This is a genomic window from Alteromonas sp., assembly GCF_984505615.1.
The window spans coordinates 43,920-62,330 of record NZ_CFHOXV010000026.1; the positions used below are offsets into that span (position 1 = coordinate 43,920).

Below are 18,411 nucleotides of genomic sequence, written 5' to 3' on the forward strand. Positions count from 1 at the left end.
GGTGGAAAACCAGTTGAATTACAATGTGGTGTTTTCGCCTAACGTCACCGGCAATCTGCCTATCCTGGTGTACTTCCTTGCCACGCCACCAACCGCACTGGCTGCACTGGCACTGGACCAGGTGTTAACATCAGCGAAAGTCATATCAAATGTGAACTACCATGTTACCGGCAGCTTAAGTGAACCGGTATTTGAAGAGGTGGGCAGGGACAGCAAAGAAGTTGCATTGCCGGCGAAAACCCGGCCGGCAACATCACCGGATGATCCCATCACAGACCAGGACATGGAGCGCATCAAACTGGAGGTAAACAATGGTTAATGTAGTCGCAATACAGATGACATCCGGACCGGATGTCGAAGCGAACTTACAGTTTGTTGAATCTCAACTTGCGTTACTGCCAGACCCGGACGAAGTGACCAGTCTGGTTGTACTGCCTGAGTGTTTCGCCTGTTTCGGCACCCGTGACGGTACATTACTGACTATCGCAGAAGCGAAAGGTGAAGGCACAATTCAACAGGCACTCAGTGCTATGGCGGCAAAATACCGGTGCTATCTGGCGGGTGGCACTATTCCGCTCAAAACCTCTGAGGAAAACCTGTTTACAGCTTCCTGCCTGTTTTATTCGCCGGATGGCGAACTGATAACCGAATACCAGAAGATTCACCTTTTCGATGTGGCGGTCAATGACCGCACCGGTACCTATCTGGAATCTAAATACACGAAACCCGGCGGCCGGGTGGTGGTTGTAGATACTGAGGTCGGGCGTATTGGCCTGGCAGTATGTTATGATGTGCGCTTTCCCGGCTTATTTACGGCAATGGGAGACATCGATATTCTGGTGTTGCCTGCTGCTTTTACGCAGCGTACCGGCGAAGCACACTGGGAAGTGCTTTTGCGAAGCCGTGCAATTGAAAAACAGTGTTTTGTGGCTGGTGCAAATCAAACCGGCATTCATGCCAACCAGCGCGAAACCTATGGTCACAGTATGGTGATTTCTCCCTGGGGTGATGTTCTGGCCTGCGAGCCTGAACAGACCGGGCTGGTAAGTGCTAAAATAGACATTAACGATCGGGTGAAGTTGAAGGCGAATATGCCTGTCAGCCAACATAACCGGTTCAGGAGCCAACTTGTTTAATAACGTAAAAACGCATCTGCTTACAGACTCAGGCCTTGATTTGTCATCGCTGGAAAAAGCGCTGGGTGAAATTTATCACCATGACAATGACTATGCTGACCTGTATTTTCAGTCCAGCCAGCATGAAAGCTGGGTGCTGGAAGACGGCATCATCAAAGACGGCAGCTACAACATCGAGCGCGGGGTGGGTGTGCGTGCAGTCAGTGGTGAAAAAACAGGTTTTGCATACTCTGACGACATCAATGAAACGGCTCTGCTGGACGCCTGCCGCGCAGCGCGTACGATTGCCCCTACCGGTGGTAAACATCATGTCCAGTCACTGGAAACCGGCAGCTATATCAGCCGTTACAAAGACAACAATCCGTTGCTTGCCATGCAGGACGCTGAAAAAATTGCGCTGTTAAAATCGGTGGACGCTTACATCCGTCAAAAAGAGCCCGGTATTAATCAGGTGGTAGTGAGCTTAAGCGGTGTATATGAAGAAGTACTGGTAGCTGCGACTGACGGCACCCTGGCGGCAGATATTCGTCCGCTGGTGCGTCTGAACTGCTCAGTACTGATGGAAAAAGGCGATCGCAGGGAGCGTGGCAGTGCCGGCGCCGGTGGACGCCACTCATATGACTTCTTCACCACAGATAAAGACGGCCGGCCTTATTACGAGACTCTGGCCGATGAAGCACTGCACATGGCGCGGGTGAATATGGAGGCGATCGCCAGCCCTGCCGGGACCATGCCGGTGGTGTTAGGTAACGGCTGGCCGGGTGTGCTGCTTCATGAAGCGGTAGGCCATGGTCTGGAAGGTGACTTCAACCGTAAAGGTGCATCTACTTTCAGCGGCCGTATAGGCGAGCGTGTAGCTGCTAAAGGGGTCACAGTGGTAGATGACGGCACAATGGCTGACCGCCGTGGCTCTCTGTCTGTAGATGATGAGGGCACGCCGTCAGCACATAATGTACTGATTGAAGACGGCATCCTGAAAGGTTACATGCAGGATAAAATGAATGCCCGTCTGATGGGTGTGAGCCCAACCGGAAACGGACGCCGTGAGTCCTTCGCGCACCTGCCCATGCCACGTATGACCAATACGTACATGATGGCCGGTGAGCACGATCCGCAGGAGATTATCGCGTCGATCGACAAAGGTATTTACGCACCGAACTTCGCCGGTGGTCAGGTAGATATTACATCCGGTAAGTTTGTGTTTTCCAGCGCAGAGGCTTATCTGATCGAGAACGGAAAAATTACTGCGCCGGTAAAAGGCGCTACCCTTATTGGCAATGGCCCGGAAGTCATGCAGAAAATTTCCATGATCGGCAATGATGTGGCGCTGGATCGCGGTGTCGGTGTGTGCGGTAAAGACGGCCAGTCCGTGCCGGTTGGCGTTGGTCAGCCAACGCTGAAGGTGGATGAACTCACCGTAGGTGGTACTGCATAACCTCAGAATCCACATTGATGCGGGTAAAGCCGTGAGCTTTGCCCGTTTTCCTCTTTTCCCCAACTCTTCCATGTTAGCTGACTAACTGTTCTGATATACGGCCTCTCTGCAATAGCCTGCATTTCATACGAGCAAGATTTTAAGTAACGGATTGACTACAGTGAATAACTAGTACTTTTTTACTGTTTGTATTCTTTACATTAATTTTCACTTAATTCATTAAGCTCAGTAATTTCATAGGGTTATGAAATGGTATTTATTTTGCTAAAACTGAATTGATTTTCGAATTGCTGACGATTCAGTGTGTTATGGAACAACTTAAGGCCAGATTATGGACTCTTCAAAATTCATCAAAACAAGCGTACTTGCTTTAGCAGTTAGCACTGCACTCTTATCTTCTGCGGCTAATGCAATTGCAATCTCTGTAGAAAACGATGCATCTGTACTTACAGACGCGCTTATCATTCCAAATTCAGGTTTGACAGTAACCAGCTCCAGCTTAACCGGCGTATCTGGTCAGTCAGGTACATTTACCAACTCAGATGGGACATACGGACTGGCCGGTGAGGGTGGCCTGGTGTTCAGTACCGGTAACGTAGCTGATTATGAATCCGGTCCGAATACCAGAAATAACTTTTCCACCGGATGGGGAACGAGTGCCAGCAGCGCACAAAACGCAATTTTAAGTGAAATTACAGGGCAGTCGGTGCATCGTGATCCTGTAGAATTGAATATCACATTCGATGTAGACAGTAATGTTGATACCATTTCCTTTGTTGCTGCTTTTGGTTCTGAAGAATATCCTGAGTATGTGAGCTCATCATTCGTTGACGGTTTTGCATTGTTACTGAACGATGAAAACGTAGCCGGTGCACAGCTTTCCGGCGCGGTTGCCGGTGACCCGCTCTATCCTATCACTATCAACCACCCTGATTTTGCGAATATCAGCGGTACTGAGCTGGATGGTATGCTGGCGCCAAATGGTATCCCTTTACTTCGCTTCGATATCCCGGTAACACCGGGGAGTACTGGAAATACCTTTACGATGCTGCTGGCAGATGCCAGTGACAGTGCTTACGATACAACAATTTACTTGAGTAGCTTCGGTAACTTCGAAAGTGAAAGTGGCAGCTCTGAATTCACTCCGTTAATGCCTGATCCCAGCAACCCTACAGACGCTAACGGCGGATTTGTTTTTGTGCTGCCAGAAGTTGAAGCGAACGAAACAATCTGGATCGATCCTGATGTGTCAACCGGCTACACCTACACGGCAACAGGTGGCGGTTTGTTTGCCAGTGTAACTGCACCTACCTTACTCAGCGTTAATGATGGTGACGGTTACGAAGTCGTGTTCATCAATGAATTCGGCCTTGAAGAAACGGTGGCATTGCTTGCCGGACAAACATTCACATTCGACTTTCCGGTAAGCAGCTTCACAATTCAGGGAATCGATGAAAACCTGATGCTGGACCCCACAGATCCTAATGCATTCGTAACGGGTGTTTCCTTCAGTGCCGGAGGGAGTTACGGTGTGGTTCAAACCCCTGTTACAACCACTGTTGGCGGTGGTATAAACGTACCAGAACCGGCGACTCTGGCCATGCTGGCGATGAGCCTGTTCGGTTTCCGCCAGTTCAGAAGAAAGTAATCTGAAAATCTGATATTGTTTTAAAGTTCACGGGCGGTTTTACCGCCCGTTTAATTTTCAGTGAACGGAATTATCATGGGAATTCGATTTGTACCCGCCATCTTGCCGGCAATTTTATTGTCTTTCGGTGTATCGGCTGCTGATGGTGAAGGAAAATTTGCTGCCAAAGGCGCAGGCAGAAAATCATGCGAAGCTTTTAATCAGGCATATCAGGCAAAGAGTAACGAATACTATCTTTACGGTGGTTGGATTGAAGGCTACGTGTCGGCTTTCAACAGTTTCCAGAAAGAAACTTACGATATTACGCCCTGGCAAACTACCGAGCTGATGATGTTTTTTATTTCAAAACATTGTGAAAAACAGCCGGAAACCCGCATATTGACCGCTGTAAATACGATGCTAAGTTCATTCGCCGCAACACGATTAACCAAAGAGTCAGACTTAGTTGAAGTTAACCTGAAGAACAGCAAAAGCTATTTCTACGCTGAAACACTGTTAGCCGTGCGGGAGGCTTTGCATGGTCAGGGCTATGATGTGGATGTGGGCGAAACAAATTTTGATGAAAAACTGGTTAAGGCTATTTTGTCATATCAGAAAAGCAAAGGACTTACCCAATCCGGTTTTCCTGATCAACAAACGCTGGTGAATCTGTTGCTGATCCCGTCTCACAACACTTCCGCTCAATAAATTGAGTGCTGTTACAGGCCCTAAACGGTGCCGTAACAGCATGACTGTTACCCTTCGTGAATCACTTCTTTTAAGTACTGAAATAACTCGCGGAATGCTTTTGGCGGTGCGTTGTTTTCCCGCTCTTTCCTGATTTGACGGTGGAACTGCCGCAGTTTCTGGCGATCCAGGGCTGGATGCTCTTCCATCAGGCGTTGTATGGCGTCATCACCCTCATTGATTACCGCTTCTCTGGCTTTTTCCAGTGCGTGAAACGCAGCATTGCTGGCCTGGTGAGCATGCGTCAATTTTGCCAGCGCGGCTTCAATATCGCCGGTATCCCGGCTGCGCATTAATTTACCGATAAACTGAAGTTGACGTCTGAAACCATCTTTTTTGCGGTTAATATTCCGCGCCAGCATCACTGCGTCTTCCAGTTCTTCATCCATAGGAATGGTGGCAAGGTGGGCCGGCGTTAAGTTAACCAGGTCTTCTCCGAGCTTCTGACGTTCAGCAGACAGACGCTTCAGTTCGGATTTACTGATTAATTCACTCTCATCATCCTGATCAATTTCATTAAATAAGTTTTCTTCATCAGAATGGTGGTTGTTATCGCTCATTTGGCACTCATAAATGTTACACTGCAGTATTCGGTTATTGTGACATACAGACGGAAATAGCGAAACTCACTATGCAAATTGAAAAGCAAATTGCGGAAATTCAGAATGTCGTAGACGACGTTCTTAAAATGGCGCTGAAAAAAGGCGCGACGCAGGCCGAGGCCAGTATGTCGAAAGTGCAGGGGATTGCTGTGTCATCCCGCATGTGCGATGTAGAAAATGTGGAATTTAATAACGACGGTGGTCTGGGGATCAGCGTTTATGTCGGCAAGCATAAGGGCAGTGCGTCTACAGCGGATCTGAGTAAGGAAGCGCTGGCACTGACGGTAGAAAAAGCGGTGGATATCGCCCGTTATACCAGTGAAGACCCGTGCACTGGCCTGGCAGACAAAGAACTTATTGCCACTGAATTTCCCGATTTAGAGTTGTATCACCCCATTGAACTGGATCCGCAAAAGGGCATTGAAATTGCCATTGAAGCTGAGCGGGCCGCCATGGCATACGACAAACGCATCACCAACTCGGATGGAGCATCTTATAACGCAAACCTGGGGATGCGGGTGTATGGTAACACCCATGGTATCAACGCCGGCTATCCGAGCAGTCGTTACAGCGTGAGCTGCATGATGATTGGCTCTGAAAATGGTGATATGCAGCGGGATTATGCCTATACAGTGAACCGTCAGGCGCATTTGCTTAAACCTGCTGCAGAAGTGGGCCGCGAAGCCGCTGAGGCAACAGTCGCCCGTCTGGGAGCCCGTAAGATTGCCACAGGCAAAGTACCGGTTATGTTGCATAAGGACGTTGCCAGTTCATTGTTCGGCCATTATGTCAGTGCCATCAGTGGTGGCAGCCTGTACCGCCGTTCTTCCTTCCTGCTGGATAAGCTGGGCGAACAGGTTTTCCCTCAATGGCTGAACATTGAAGAGAAGCCTCATTTGAAGTCGGGGCTGGCCAGTTCCAGCTTTGATGCTGAAGGGGTGGCAACACACGATATGACGATTGTAGAGAGCGGTTGTTTATCTCACTATCTCTACACGACGTATTCAGCACGCAAACTGGGAGTTATTTCAAACGGTCATGCTGGCGGTATTCATAACTGGATTGTGGGAGACACCGGGCAGTCAGATGCAGAGATGCTCAAAGAGATGGGCACCGGTCTGCTGGTTACAGAGTTAATGGGGCAGGGCGTAAACACCGTAACAGGTGATTATTCCCGTGGTGCTGCCGGTTTCTGGGTTGAAAACGGTATTATCCAGTATCCGGTCCACGAAGTGACCATTGCCGGTAATCTGAAAGATATGTTTATGAACATTGCTGCCATCGGCGCTGAACGCGAGCTTCGCGGCGGTGTTCAAACCGGTTCAGTACTGATTGGTGAAATGCGTATAGCCGGCAGCTGATGCCTGCTTCAATCAAATAGCCGTATCAGAAACATCAGACACAAAAAATGCAGCCAGAGGCTGCATTTTTTTCATCTGTGGAATGTGAAAGCTAATGCCCGGCGGGCTATCAGCTGTCTACAGAACCGCAGAAACGGTAACCTTCACCGTGGATGGTTACAATCAACTCTTCATCGCTCGGCTCGGATTCGAAGTGCTTACGGATCCGGCGGATGGTTACGTCAACAGTACGGTCATTCGGGCGCAGTTCACGGCCAGTCATTTCCATAATTAACTGTTCACGGGTAAGAATTTTGCCCGGGTTGCTCAGGAACAGGTGCAGTGCACGGAATTCAGAGCGTGGCAGACGGAATTCCGTGCTGCTTGGTGAAATCAGTGAGCGGCTGTCGCCATCCAGAATCCAGCCGTTGAAGCTGACACGGCTTGGTAAATCGTCGTCTTCAGCAGAACTGGTAGTACGTGCAAGCAGGTTGCGGGCACGGATAGTCAGTTCACGTGGATTGAAAGGTTTAGTCAGATAATCATCTGCACCGATTTCCAGACCCAGAATGCGGTCTACATCGTTGTCACGGCCAGTCAGGAAAATCAGTCCTACATTCTTACGGTCGCGTACTTCACGCGCCAGAATCAGCCCATTTTTGCCCGGCAGGTTAATATCCATGATAACCAGGTTAATAGAGTGATTTTCGAAGAAATCATGCATCTGATCGCCATTCTCGGCCTCAAACACATTGTAGCCTTCAGCTTCGAATAAGCTCTTTAGTGTGGTACGCGTTACCACTTCGTCTTCAACAATTAATATATTTGGCGTCTGCATGGTGTTTTACACTCTTCTACAATCGATTAAGCTAGCTTCTGACAATTCTAATATCCGGGTGACTATTTTAAAAGCGTTTATCGGATAACTTGTCAACGGTATAAGGATTTGTACAAAATTTACAAGGGCTTATTCACCTTTTAACGGTAAATTTCCGGTTTCAGAGCTTTCGACAGGGAAAATGATAATAAATTCCACGCCGTTTCCTTCTTCACTGGTAATTGAGATGGTGCCGTTCAGTGCCTGTGTTACCAGGTTGTAGACCAGATGCATACCCAGTCCGGAGCCACCTTGCCCCCGCTTAGTTGTAACAAACGGGTCAAAGATACGTTTACGGATATCATTCGATATGCCTTTTCCGTTATCTTTGTAAATTAATTTCATTTTTGTCGGTGTCATCATTTCCGCAATGATGTCTATTTCACCGTGTTCTATATGCTCAAAGCCGTGTATGACAGAATTCATGATCAGATTTATTATTATCTGATTGATAGGGCCGGCTTTGGTCTCCACTGATAACGTCGGATCGCAGTCTACGCGAATATCATGATGGAGCTTTTTTAATCTGGGACGTAAGGATAACAGTATCTCATTAACCAGCTGTGCAAAGCAAAATCTGCGGTTACTTTCTGAAGACTGGTCTACCGCAACCTGTTTAAAGCTGGAAATCAGCTCTGCTGCACGGTTAAGGTTCCGGTAGATGATATTCAGGTTTTCCTGACTCTCATTTAAGAACCTTGCCATTGTACTGGCTTTTAGCGTTTTACTCTCGAATTCTTTTTGAATGATGTGCAATCTGTCCAGCATCATAGTGGAAGCCGTGACTCCAAGACCGATTGGCGTGTTAACTTCGTGGGCAACACCGGCAACCATATCTCCAAGTGACGCCATTTTTTCGTTCTGAACGATTTGTCGTTGAAACTGGTGTAACTTCTCCAGTGTCTGGATTAACTCCTGGTTGGCATCTTTCAGCGCGTTCGTGCGCTGACTCACCATATCTTCCAGGCTGGCATTCAGTTTACGGTGCTGCTCTTCCGCCATTTTCTGTTTCTGCATGTATTCCTGAATGCGGCTCAGCATTACGTTAATCGATTCAGATAAATACGCCAGCTCTCTGATATTGCCGGGTTCAGCACGGGCGGAGTAATCCCTTTGCCGGGACGTTTTACTGAGAAAATCTCCCAGACGCTGAATAGGCGCAGTAATAAGCTTTTGCATTTTGAGAGAAACAATAAAACAGATCACCAGCATCAGAATAATGACGGTGACAGACGTCAAAATGGACTGCTGGATTTTTTCATTCAGACGATGTGTGGACACCTGAATATAGATGTACCCCGCCGTTGAGGCATCTTCATTCTCGATGGCACGTGCAATTTCAACGATTTCGTTTGAGTAAACCGGACGAAAATAATTACTGACAGAGGACTCTTTCGAACTGGTACGGGTTTCGCCTTCTTTGGTGTAGTTTGCCACCATTCTGAGCTGACCGGATATATCCTGCTGGTAAATATGCACGTTGAGCAAATCAGGAGAAACCGCCAGGTTTTTAAGTTTATTACCCAGTAACCGTTTATCTCTGTCTGACTGTACTTTAAGAAGGTCGTCTTTAAACAGGGCGGCGAGTAAATCAATAAAGATAGTGACATCTTCGCGCTGTGCTTCGCGGTAATGATTCACCTGGTTGTAGCCGGACAGACCCGCAGATACAAGCAAAGACGCTGTGGCGATGGCCATAACCATCCACAAAAACAAACTACGTATTGATAGCTGCACAGCGTGCTGACTCATTAAACAGTGTCTTATTCTAAGCGCGTCCCTTCACTCAATAGTGGCTTATAGTTGCGTAAAAATAAAGCAACATCCGTGATTTATTCCTTTAAATCATCGTTCTGTAGAGTGCGAGGTAAGATTCTGCTGACGCTTCCCAGGTGAAACGGGTTTGCATGCCACGGATTTGCATTTCTCTGAACTGCACCGGGTGTTCATAATAGAAAAGCAGGGCACGGCGGATACACGCCAGCAGCGCCTCCGGTGTCGGGGCATCAAAAACAAAGCCTGTTGCGTTTTCTTTATCCTGACACTGATCAATGACAGTGTCTTTCAGGCCACCCACTGAACGCACGATGGGTAATGTTCCGTAGGCAAGGCTGTACATCTGATTCAGGCCGCAAGGCTCAAATTGCGACGGCATAAGAAAGAAATCCGCGCCGGCTTCCACAAGGTGGGCGTGGTGGGTACTGAAACCGTTAATGAAGGCAAACTGTTGAGGATGGTTCTGGGCAAACTCATCCAAATCCATACAAACTGTGGGATCACCGGTGCCAACAATGACCATCTGCACGTTATGGTGCATCAAATCCTGCAAAATAGGGACAAGGTAACCGAAGCCTTTCTGTTCCGTTAAACGGCACACCATGCCCAGCAGCGGCACATCGGGATTCTGAGGTAAATGGCTGAGCTCCTGTAACGCCAGTTTGCAGGTTTTCTTATCGTGTAAGGTGTCGGCAGAATAATTCTGCGGCAGATAAGCATCGTCCTGCGGATTCCATTGCCCGTAATCACAACCGTTCAGAATACCCGACAAATCTTGCTGGCGCATGACCAGACGGTCGTGCAGGCCGTGTGATCCTAAGTCTGTAAGCAGCTCTTTTGCGTAATTCGGACTGACGGTTGTTACCTTCGTGGCGAATTCGATGCCCGACTGCAACATATTGATGTAGCCACCGTGGATCTGAGACAAAATCGCAGGGTGATGGCGAAGATAAGGAATGTCGTCCAGTTTGTGCACGCCCTGAAAGGCGGCATTGTGAATCGTAAAAACCGTCTTCGTCTGATTGAAGTAGCCGGACTGATCAAAGCGCAACAGAAAGGGCAGCATGGCCGTGTGCCAGTCGTGGCAGTGGATAATATCAGGCTGAATACTCAGTGCCTGCAATGCATTCAACGCTGCTCCGCAAAAGAAGCTGAAACGTTCAGCATTGTCCTGGTAGGCTTCATAGGTACTGCTGTACAAACCGTCGCGGGCGAAATATTCAGGATAGTCAATAAAGTAGATATCGAGTCCCTGCCAGGACAACTGTTTAATGTTGTAGTGGTATACCTTACCTTCGGCAAATAATGTCTGCTGTGCACAGGCATCAGCGAGTTTATATTCGTCCGCAATCGCCTTGTAATAGGGCATGATGATGCTGATTTGTTCACCGGCATCCAGTAAAGCCAGAGGTAATGCCTTTCCTACGTCGGCAAGTCCTCCTGTTTTGACTAAATCTTCCACTTCTGAAATGGCGAAAACGATATTCACAACAAGACTCCTGACAACCTCAAAGCAATGGCGCTGCTTTGTTTTCCAAACAGTTAAATCAACACCGGTTATGTGATGGTAAACGTTACCACACAGTTCAAAATCTGCCTATCCGCAAATACTCAAATACAATGAAAAGCGGGAATCCTGCGCCACCGTGTGGGTTTGCGGAAAAATATCACCGAGCAAACCGGGGTAGGGTAAGAACCGGTTGGCAACCATTTGTAATGTGCCTTTTGAGTTCAGGCAGCGGCGGCTGTCTTCAATAAACCGGCGGGTCACTGTGTAATCTGTTTTCACGCCGGTATGAAACGGCGGGTTGGTGACAATGTGTGAGAAAGATTTGTTCACGCCGTGCAAGCCGTCTGATGCAACCAGTGTTGCTGATTGCTGATTTGCGGCCAGCGTTCTGGCACTGCAATAAATGGCAAGGGCACTGACATCCAGTAATGTCATATCCAGATGGGGAAAGCGACGCAGCAAATGTGCACCGATAACACCGGCACCACAGGCAAAATCCAGTACTTTACCCCTTAGACGGTCAGATCCTTTGTCCAGCAGCATACGGGTACCGTCATCCAGTTCGCCGTGACTGAATACGCCGGGCATGGAAACGACTTCCCACCGGACCCCCTGAACCTCGTATTCAGCTTCGTCAATCCAGTTCCCGGGGTTAAACGCTGTTCCCGCTTTGTCAGGCATCACCGTAACCAGACTACAATGCCTTGCAGAGTCTACTTTCTGTGACGGACCGGTCTTTTCAATCAGCTTGCCGATACTCTTAATGCCACCTTTATTTTCGCCCACAATGTGAATGCGGCCGCCTTCCTGCAACGCAGAGACAGCCATGGCCAGCAACATCTGCATGTGCGCTTTTGATTTAGGCATATAAATCAGAATGTCAGAAAAACAGGTTTCCGCCGGAATGAACGGGGCAAACAAATGGCGGTGAGCGCCGGTCTTTTGCTCAATGCAAAAGCCGGCCTCAGAATGACTGACATCGCGGCTGTCGAACTCACAGCAGGGGATCACCCGCACACTTTCACTGAAAATGTCGAAGTACTGGTGAAGAAAGGTCACAGGTCTGTGATCTATCTGATCGGCAAAATACGCGTCGGCAGGGTTGATAATCAACCAGTTACCTTCTTCAAAAAGTGCCAGGTTTCTTTCCATTAACTGGCTTTGCGGGCTGAGCATGTGTGTTTTCCGGTTATTTTATTATTCTGTACGTTGGTAAATGAGATCCCACACACCGTGGCCAAGCTTTTGTCCGCGGACTTCAAACTTTGTAATTGGCCGGTAGTCCGGACGGGGCACATAGTCTCCGTCTGTCGCGGTATTCTCATAGCCGGGAGCCGCATTCATCACTTCCGCCATATACTCAGCGTAAGGTTCCCAGTCTGTCGCCATGTGGAATTTACCGCCGACAGCAAGCTTTTCACGCACCATTTGTACAAATTCAGGTTGTACGATACGACGTTTATGGTGACGCTTTTTATGCCATGGATCAGGAAAGTAGAGTTGAACCCGGGCGAGGCTGCCGTCAGGGATCATTTTCTTAAACACTTCTACCGCGTCGTATTCCATGACACGTAAGTTCGTCAGGCCACGTTCACCGGCTTCCGATAAACATGCGCCCACTCCGGGACGATGTACTTCAATACCAAAAAAGTTTGATTGAGGGTCGTTCTCTGCCATTTCTACCAGAGATTTGCCCATTCCGAAACCTATTTCCAGCACCACCGGCGCATCGCGACCGTAAAGATCCTGTAAAGACAGCATTTCATCTTTAAACTCAATGCCCATGGTTGGCCAGAAAGATTCCAGCGCTTTAGCCTGTCCTTTGGTTAATCTGCCTTCACGTTTAACAAAGCTGCGTACCTTGCTGATGTAAACGCCGGCGGCTTCCGCCTCTTCCTGATTTTTGTATTGACCCATTTTTTCGTGTCCGCACTATTACCGGTTAAACAGGGGCGGCATTATGCCCGCTGCCCGGGTGATTGCAATATAGAGTGGTTAATTTTACTGCAATTACTGTGGTACTGCTGTGAAATCCGCCGGATTAGTCCACAATCGACTGTAAAATACGGCTCACAGTGTCCGGTTGCTCTAAAAGACACATGTGGCCGGCGCCGTGAACCGGCGTGTATGAGGCTGAAGCAATAGTTTCTGCGGCGTCGTTAAGTACACCGGCTGTGACTACCCGGTCGTCAGCGGCGGCAATGATATGAACAGGGAAGGAGCAGGCTTTCAGTTTGTCTGTCAGCGCTGGTCTTGGCGTGGTCGCTTGTGTGTGAGCCAGTAAGGTGGCCGCACCGAGATCTTTCCCCATGTCCTGCACAACACCGGCTACATCGGGGTTGTTCTGGTGGTCAGGGTGAACAAAGCGGGTAATGTAGGCCGGGCTGTCAGGTTTGAAACTGCCTTTTTTTAACATAGTGCGCAGTTGGGCACGGCGTTTTTCTTCTTCTGCAGTTAAACCGTAAGGAGAGCTGGCGATCATCGTCAGTGATGCAACGCTGTCAGGATTATCAATCGCCCAGCGTGCAGCGATATAACCGCCCATGGAAAAGCCGGCAAGGTGTACTTTTTCACCTGCCAGAACACGGTCGGTGGTCAAAGCCAGCATCTCATCCATGGAAGAAGCCCACTGCAAAGGTACGTAGCGACGCTGATGAACCTGCAGTTTCTGCCATACCGGCAACCACACTCTTTCATCACACAATGTGCCCGGAAGGAATAATGTAGGAAGTGACACGCTTACACCTGCTTAACTTTGGTATTCAGCGCGGCATGTTATCATAGCGGGGTAGCAGAAAGAGTGAATAAATAGCCTAAATGACAAAGCAATTCTCAGAACGTGTACTGGACTGGTTCGATGTGCATGGCCGTAAACATCTTCCCTGGCAGCAGAATATCACGCCCTACGGGGTTTGGGTGTCGGAAATCATGCTTCAGCAAACGCAGGTTTCAACAGTCATCCCTTATTACCAGCGCTTTATGAACAGTTTTCCTACGGTAAATGACCTGGCAGATGCATCGCAGGATGCCGTACTGGATCACTGGACGGGATTGGGTTATTACGCCAGAGCCCGCAATCTTCATAAAGCGGCAGGCATTATCGCCGGGCAATATCATGGCCAGTTTCCGGCTACCCTTGATGAGGTTGTCGCTTTACCCGGCATCGGCCGTTCTACTGCCGGCGCTGTACTGTCTATCGCCTGTGGTCAGAACCATCCAATCCTTGATGGCAATGTTAAACGGGTACTGGCCCGGTTCTATGCCGTGGAAGGTTGGCCGGGACAAAAGCCGGTGGAGAATCAGCTATGGGAATATGCCGCTGCGAATACCCCTGAGCAACGTTGTAATCACTACACTCAGGCCATGATGGACTTAGGGGCCATGATATGTACCCGTTCAAAGCCCCGCTGCGATGCATGTCCGTTGCAAACAGATTGCCTGGCCTATGCGCAGGGACGGCAAGGGGAGTTTCCCGGTAAAAAGCCAAAGAAAGTCTTGCCTGTGCGTACCACGTCTATGGTGGCAGTGCTTTATCACGGCAGTGTGTTAATGGCGCAGCGTCCTCCGGCCGGTCTTTGGGGCGGATTGTACGGATTTATAGAAACAGATAAGCCGGTCACAGAAATGACAGATGAGTTACCGGTGAGTGTGGGCGAAATGAAAGCGCTTGAGCCTTTCAGGCATACCTTCAGTCATTTTCATCTGGATATTCAGCCCTGGTTGATTCTGGCTGACGGCATTGAGCAGCAGCGGGTTGAGGAAAATAATCAGCGCTGGTTTAATCTTGATGAGCCTCTGGGCGTGGGTACGGCAGCACCCACGCAAAAAATTATCTCGCAAATAAAACAATTCCTTTAGACTATGCCCACAATCGCGGGTTTGTCAGCCCGGCTTAAGGAGACACCATGAGCAGACAAGTATTTTGCCAGCATCTGAATAAAGACGCAGACGGACTGGATTTTCAGCTTTATCCCGGCGAACTGGGAAAGCGCATTTTTGACAATATTTCTAAAGAAGCCTTTGCCGCATGGCAGAAAAAGCAAACCATGCTGATCAACGAGCAAAAGCTGAATATGATGGAACCCACAGACAGAAAGTTCCTGGAAGAAAAAATGGAGGCCTTTTTGTTCGAAGGGATTGAGCCGACCATCGAAGGCTACGTCCCCCCGAAGAAGTAGTGTTAAACGGCTGAAAAATGCACGGGTTGCTGTTTTTTTCTCTGAATTGCGCAACTAATGCGCAGTTGAAAAAAATATGCAGAAAAACGGTTGACTTGAAGCACGGAAATCCGTTTAATACGCACCCACAGCAAGACAGGCTTTAAAAAGTCTCCTCGCTACCAAGTTTCGCCCAGATAGCTCAGTTGGTAGAGCAGCGGATTGAAAAGTGCAAGCTTTATCAGTCAGCTTAACCAAGCTAAGCTGTTAGGATAAGAGATACAAAGTTAGTAAGCACTTCGATTTGGCTTGCAAAGTTTTGCAAAGAAAAATTAAAGCTTACACTGCACAGTTTTATGTGCCTCGATAGCTCAGTTGGTAGAGCAGCGGATTGAAAATCCGCGTGTCCCTGGTTCGATCCCGGGTCGAGGCACCATTAGTACAGAAGCCCTGATCAGAGATGGTCAGGGCTTTTTTGCAATTTATACAAGTTGAATTTTTAGACTAGAGTTCTTACAAGTTTAAATTCTTTGTTTTTTGGAGTAGTTTAATCCAATTAGGATTATACACTTTCAGTTAAAAAGGAATTTTATGTCGTATTTCAAAGAAACTGCAGCCAATATTGTTGGCAATAAAAAGCTTAGAGCACCACAGCTACAGGCTTATCTGCGAATTCAAGAGTTCTTTTCTACCCCAGAAAATAAAGAAGCATTGGTCGTCTTACCAACAGGAACGGGTAAGACTGGCTTAATATCTATTGCTCCGTTTGGTGTGAGTGATGGTCGTGTTTTAATTATTACTCCAGGTTTGGTGACCAAACACAGCATCCAAAAAGCGCAAGAGGTTCTAGAAGACAATTTTTGGGTTAATTTTGACATAATTTTTGACCCTACAGATCTGCCATCGTTAAGCGAATACAGCTCTTCAATATCGATTGAACATTTAGAAAGTAGCAATATTATTTACTCAAACATTCAGCGACTCACGGGTGATAATCCAGGTGCTTTAATCAATCGCGTCAGACCCGACTTTTTTGATTTGATTATCGTTGACGAGGCCCATCATGCACCAGCGAACAGTTGGAAAATGGCGCTGGAGTATTTTCATACAGCTAAAGTTCTGCATTTAACTGGCACCCCATTTCGTGGGGACAACCAAGAGGTACCTGGCGTCAAAATTCACGAAACATATTTATCTGAAGTTATGAGAGACAAATATGTTAAATGGTTACGTAAAGAGTCGGTCAATGCGACTGAATTATATTTTTCTATGCCTGACGAGCCGGGTCGTAAGTTTACTAAAGACGAAGTTCTCGCACTGAAAGATAAAGAGTGGATAGAGAAAAGCGTAGCATTGTCCAAAGAATGCTCTTTAGAAGTCATTAAACATAGTGCTAAAAAACTAGCTGAACTCAGAACATCATCTCCCAACGTCCCGCATAAAATTCTCGCAGTCGGTTGCAGTATCTCTCATGCAAATGACCTTTTGGATTGGTACCGAGAAGAAGGATTGATGGGCGTTATTGTTCATAGCCAAATGTCGAAAGAAGCTGTAGGTGAATCCTTTTCAACAATTGATAACAATAATTGCGATGTCGTTATTTCAGTCAACATGCTGATGGAAGGGTATGATCATCATTATCTCTCGATAGTGGCTTTATTCAGACCGTACAGGAGTTTAAATGCTTTTGCCCAAGTCGTTGGCAGAATATTGAGAGCGATTCCAGATGACTTAATCACTGCATTTGAGGTAGATAACAATGGTTTGGTTATTTACCACAAAGAAACTGGTTTAGATGAAATGTGGCAGTCATTTCAAAGAGAAACCGACCGTGCTACACATCAGCGAACAAAAGAATACACTATATCTGATAAGGAATATGTAGAACGAGATTCATCGTTGTCTGAAGTGTCGTCAGTCGATTCATATATTAGCGAAAATGAGTCATATCTTGACGATATCGATTTCAACGAAATATTCAAAAACAAACGAGCTGAAATTCAAAAGCAGGTCGATGGTCAAATAGAGTCGATTAAAGGAAATCCCAGCTTTGATGAGGAGACCTTAAATTTACTAAGGTCTACACTGATTCAAAATGCAACAAGTAAAGCTGCTCGTGAAATTGATCCCAATCTTATAGAAAAGCGGCCAGATTTGGCGCGAAAAAGGTTAAGAGAACTGTTGACTAAGAATGCTCAGGATTCTGTCGCTGATTTATTAAGTGATGTGAAGCTAGACGAGAAGTCCGCAGATTTGGCTCCATTGTTTATGGATGTACTACCATACTTAAAAGATACAGATGCAAATGATGGTGTGTTAGTTAGATACATTAATTCTAAATTGCAAAAGCGATTTGGTTCCGTTAATCAGAGAGATAACAAAGCTTTATCTCAGTCTATAGATGCGATACCTGAAATAATTGAAGAACTCAGGAAGATGATACAATGATCAAAATTAACAGTAGAATTAAAGCGTTGATACATGAAATCTCAACTCTTCACTTAACTTTTGGCGTCCAGCCAAATGAACTGGTTGAGGCTGCATTCAATGAAAATTACGTTTCTTTTGAAATAAGAAAAAATGCTACGAGCTTATTCCTGTTGCTAACTTTTGATGAATATGATGGAGGCGATAAGTCAATTGTCAAAATGCGTTATAGCTACAGCTTGGATAAAAAATTAATGAGAGTAGAGCAAAAGATCGATAACTCTCAGTATAAAAAGCAATGGGACAGACTGGAATGTATGGACAACTTCATCAATGAGCTAGCGTCTGAACTATCAAATTTAAATGAAGCGTCGACCGTAGATGCTATTCTAAGTAGGCTACCGAATGATTTGTTAGAGCGAATAAAGCCGATGTTAACTGCTGTAGCATAAAGTTCTTTGAGGACTTTATCTATGCAACGGTCCTAAATAATTAGTAAGTCAAACGCGGAGCCACAAGGATGTGCTGCTAGCATGCAATTTAGAATATTATCTGCATTTATCATTTTTCTGGGATCATATCTTCCACTTGCACTAATACTTGCGGTTCAGGATATCGATATTTCTTGGTGGCAGCAGGACATTTGTGATTTCAGTAATATCGAAAGCTGTGTCTTCAATCCATTTTCAAATTTACATTTAGCTATTAGCTTCTTAATTATACCCGAATTCAGATAATAAGTGCACCACTCATGGTTAATGGGTGACAGACGATCAA

General features: G+C 47.0%; 17 protein-coding genes and 1 tRNA gene. 11 read left to right on the forward strand and 7 right to left on the reverse strand.

Annotated features, from left to right (window positions below; genetic code table 11):
- From AC4PME_RS13925 to AC4PME_RS13945, 5 genes are all read left to right on the forward strand, one after another.
- The coding region (locus AC4PME_RS13925; protein WP_491529636.1) for a YhdP family protein at nucleotides 1-319 on the forward strand (319 nt) is incomplete at its 5' end.
- Entirely contained in the window at nucleotides 312-1,136 is an 825-nt protein-coding gene (locus tag AC4PME_RS13930; protein WP_491046200.1) for a carbon-nitrogen hydrolase family protein, read from the forward strand. The genes AC4PME_RS13925 and AC4PME_RS13930, both read left to right, overlap by 8 nt.
- Complete coding sequence (gene tldD, locus AC4PME_RS13935; protein WP_303572131.1) at nucleotides 1,129-2,571, forward strand: metalloprotease TldD; 1,443 nt, start codon at nucleotides 1,129-1,131, stop codon at nucleotides 2,569-2,571. The genes AC4PME_RS13930 and tldD overlap by 8 nt, the downstream gene beginning before the upstream one ends.
- Nucleotides 2,572-2,899: 328 nt before the next feature.
- Complete coding sequence (locus AC4PME_RS13940; RefSeq protein WP_491046209.1) at nucleotides 2,900-4,219, forward strand: choice-of-anchor L domain-containing protein; 1,320 nt, start codon at nucleotides 2,900-2,902, stop codon at nucleotides 4,217-4,219.
- 75 nt (nucleotides 4,220-4,294) lie between these two features.
- Nucleotides 4,295-4,906: a peptidoglycan-binding domain-containing protein gene (locus tag AC4PME_RS13945; protein ID WP_491046201.1), complete on the forward strand. Its 612-nt coding sequence runs from the start codon at nucleotides 4,295-4,297 to the stop codon at nucleotides 4,904-4,906.
- Nucleotides 4,907-4,953: 47 nt separating this feature from the next.
- On the opposite strand, the gene yjgA is transcribed toward AC4PME_RS13945, so the two are convergent.
- On the reverse strand, nucleotides 4,954-5,505 hold the full coding sequence (yjgA, locus tag AC4PME_RS13950) for a ribosome biogenesis factor YjgA (RefSeq protein WP_491046202.1): 552 nt from the start codon (nucleotides 5,503-5,505) through the stop codon (nucleotides 4,954-4,956).
- A gap of 71 nt (nucleotides 5,506-5,576) precedes the next feature.
- Between yjgA and pmbA the strand changes: the two genes are divergently transcribed.
- Nucleotides 5,577-6,908: a metalloprotease PmbA gene (pmbA, locus tag AC4PME_RS13955; protein ID WP_491046203.1), complete on the forward strand. Its 1,332-nt coding sequence runs from the start codon at nucleotides 5,577-5,579 to the stop codon at nucleotides 6,906-6,908.
- Between the two features lie 109 nt (nucleotides 6,909-7,017).
- Here the strand turns inward: pmbA and arcA are convergent, their stop codons facing one another.
- From arcA to AC4PME_RS13985, 6 genes are all read right to left on the reverse strand, one after another.
- Nucleotides 7,018-7,725 (reverse strand): two-component system response regulator ArcA, encoded by a 708-nt coding sequence (arcA, locus tag AC4PME_RS13960; protein ID WP_119502849.1) that lies wholly within the window; start codon nucleotides 7,723-7,725, stop codon nucleotides 7,018-7,020.
- A 129-nt stretch (nucleotides 7,726-7,854) separates the two neighbouring features.
- The gene (locus tag AC4PME_RS13965; RefSeq protein ID WP_119502848.1) at nucleotides 7,855-9,516 is read right to left on the reverse strand and encodes a sensor histidine kinase; all 1,662 of its coding nucleotides are present in this window, start codon (nucleotides 9,514-9,516) and stop codon (nucleotides 7,855-7,857) included.
- Between the two features lie 88 nt (nucleotides 9,517-9,604).
- On the reverse strand, nucleotides 9,605-11,029 hold the full coding sequence (gene glgA / locus AC4PME_RS13970; RefSeq protein ID WP_491046204.1) for a glycogen synthase GlgA: 1,425 nt from the start codon (nucleotides 11,027-11,029) through the stop codon (nucleotides 9,605-9,607).
- A gap of 108 nt (nucleotides 11,030-11,137) precedes the next feature.
- A complete protein-coding gene (locus AC4PME_RS13975; RefSeq protein WP_491046205.1) occupies nucleotides 11,138-12,226 on the reverse strand; it encodes a methyltransferase in 1,089 nt (362 codons plus the stop codon).
- A 21-nt stretch (nucleotides 12,227-12,247) separates the two neighbouring features.
- Nucleotides 12,248-12,967 (reverse strand): tRNA (guanosine(46)-N7)-methyltransferase TrmB, encoded by a 720-nt coding sequence (gene trmB, locus AC4PME_RS13980; protein ID WP_119502845.1) that lies wholly within the window; start codon nucleotides 12,965-12,967, stop codon nucleotides 12,248-12,250.
- A gap of 124 nt (nucleotides 12,968-13,091) precedes the next feature.
- Complete coding sequence (locus AC4PME_RS13985) at nucleotides 13,092-13,787, reverse strand: alpha/beta fold hydrolase (protein WP_491046206.1); 696 nt, start codon at nucleotides 13,785-13,787, stop codon at nucleotides 13,092-13,094.
- An 80-nt stretch (nucleotides 13,788-13,867) separates the two neighbouring features.
- Here AC4PME_RS13985 and mutY point away from each other — a divergent pair, with 80 nt between their 5' ends.
- The 5 genes from mutY to AC4PME_RS14010 all read left to right on the forward strand — a co-directional run bounded on the left by mutY (nucleotide 13,868) and on the right by AC4PME_RS14010 (nucleotide 18,086).
- On the forward strand, nucleotides 13,868-14,908 hold the full coding sequence (gene mutY, locus AC4PME_RS13990; RefSeq protein WP_490708147.1) for an A/G-specific adenine glycosylase: 1,041 nt from the start codon (nucleotides 13,868-13,870) through the stop codon (nucleotides 14,906-14,908).
- Nucleotides 14,909-14,955: 47 nt separating this feature from the next.
- Nucleotides 14,956-15,228 carry an oxidative damage protection protein gene (locus AC4PME_RS13995; RefSeq protein WP_119502842.1) on the forward strand — a complete coding sequence of 91 codons (273 nt, stop codon included), beginning with the start codon at nucleotides 14,956-14,958 and terminating at the stop codon, nucleotides 15,226-15,228.
- A gap of 339 nt (nucleotides 15,229-15,567) precedes the next feature.
- Nucleotides 15,568-15,643, forward strand: a tRNA-Phe gene (locus tag AC4PME_RS14000).
- A gap of 155 nt (nucleotides 15,644-15,798) precedes the next feature.
- On the forward strand, nucleotides 15,799-17,655 hold the full coding sequence (locus tag AC4PME_RS14005; RefSeq protein WP_491046207.1) for a DEAD/DEAH box helicase: 1,857 nt from the start codon (nucleotides 15,799-15,801) through the stop codon (nucleotides 17,653-17,655).
- Nucleotides 17,652-18,086 (forward strand): hypothetical protein, encoded by a 435-nt coding sequence (locus AC4PME_RS14010; RefSeq protein ID WP_491046208.1) that lies wholly within the window; start codon nucleotides 17,652-17,654, stop codon nucleotides 18,084-18,086. The genes AC4PME_RS14005 and AC4PME_RS14010 overlap by 4 nt, the downstream gene beginning before the upstream one ends.
- Nucleotides 18,087-18,411: the final 325 nt, after the last annotated feature.

Coding starts and splice junctions, on each gene's coding strand:
- AC4PME_RS13930 (WP_491046200.1), top strand. CDS start 312: ATGGTTAATGTAGTCGCAATACAGATGACATCCGGACCGGATGTCGAA.
- AC4PME_RS13945 (WP_491046201.1), top strand. CDS start 4,295: ATGGGAATTCGATTTGTACCCGCCATCTTGCCGGCAATTTTATTGTCT.
- yjgA (WP_491046202.1), bottom strand. CDS start 5,505: ATGAGCGATAACAACCACCATTCTGATGAAGAAAACTTATTTAATGAA.
- pmbA (WP_491046203.1), top strand. CDS start 5,577: ATGCAAATTGAAAAGCAAATTGCGGAAATTCAGAATGTCGTAGACGAC.
- arcA (WP_119502849.1), bottom strand. CDS start 7,725: ATGCAGACGCCAAATATATTAATTGTTGAAGACGAAGTGGTAACGCGT.
- AC4PME_RS13965 (WP_119502848.1), bottom strand. CDS start 9,516: ATGAGTCAGCACGCTGTGCAGCTATCAATACGTAGTTTGTTTTTGTGG.
- AC4PME_RS13975 (WP_491046205.1), bottom strand. CDS start 12,226: ATGCTCAGCCCGCAAAGCCAGTTAATGGAAAGAAACCTGGCACTTTTT.
- trmB (WP_119502845.1), bottom strand. CDS start 12,967: ATGGGTCAATACAAAAATCAGGAAGAGGCGGAAGCCGCCGGCGTTTAC.
- mutY (WP_490708147.1), top strand. CDS start 13,868: ATGACAAAGCAATTCTCAGAACGTGTACTGGACTGGTTCGATGTGCAT.
- AC4PME_RS13995 (WP_119502842.1), top strand. CDS start 14,956: ATGAGCAGACAAGTATTTTGCCAGCATCTGAATAAAGACGCAGACGGA.
- AC4PME_RS14005 (WP_491046207.1), top strand. CDS start 15,799: ATGTCGTATTTCAAAGAAACTGCAGCCAATATTGTTGGCAATAAAAAG.
- AC4PME_RS14010 (WP_491046208.1), top strand. CDS start 17,652: ATGATCAAAATTAACAGTAGAATTAAAGCGTTGATACATGAAATCTCA.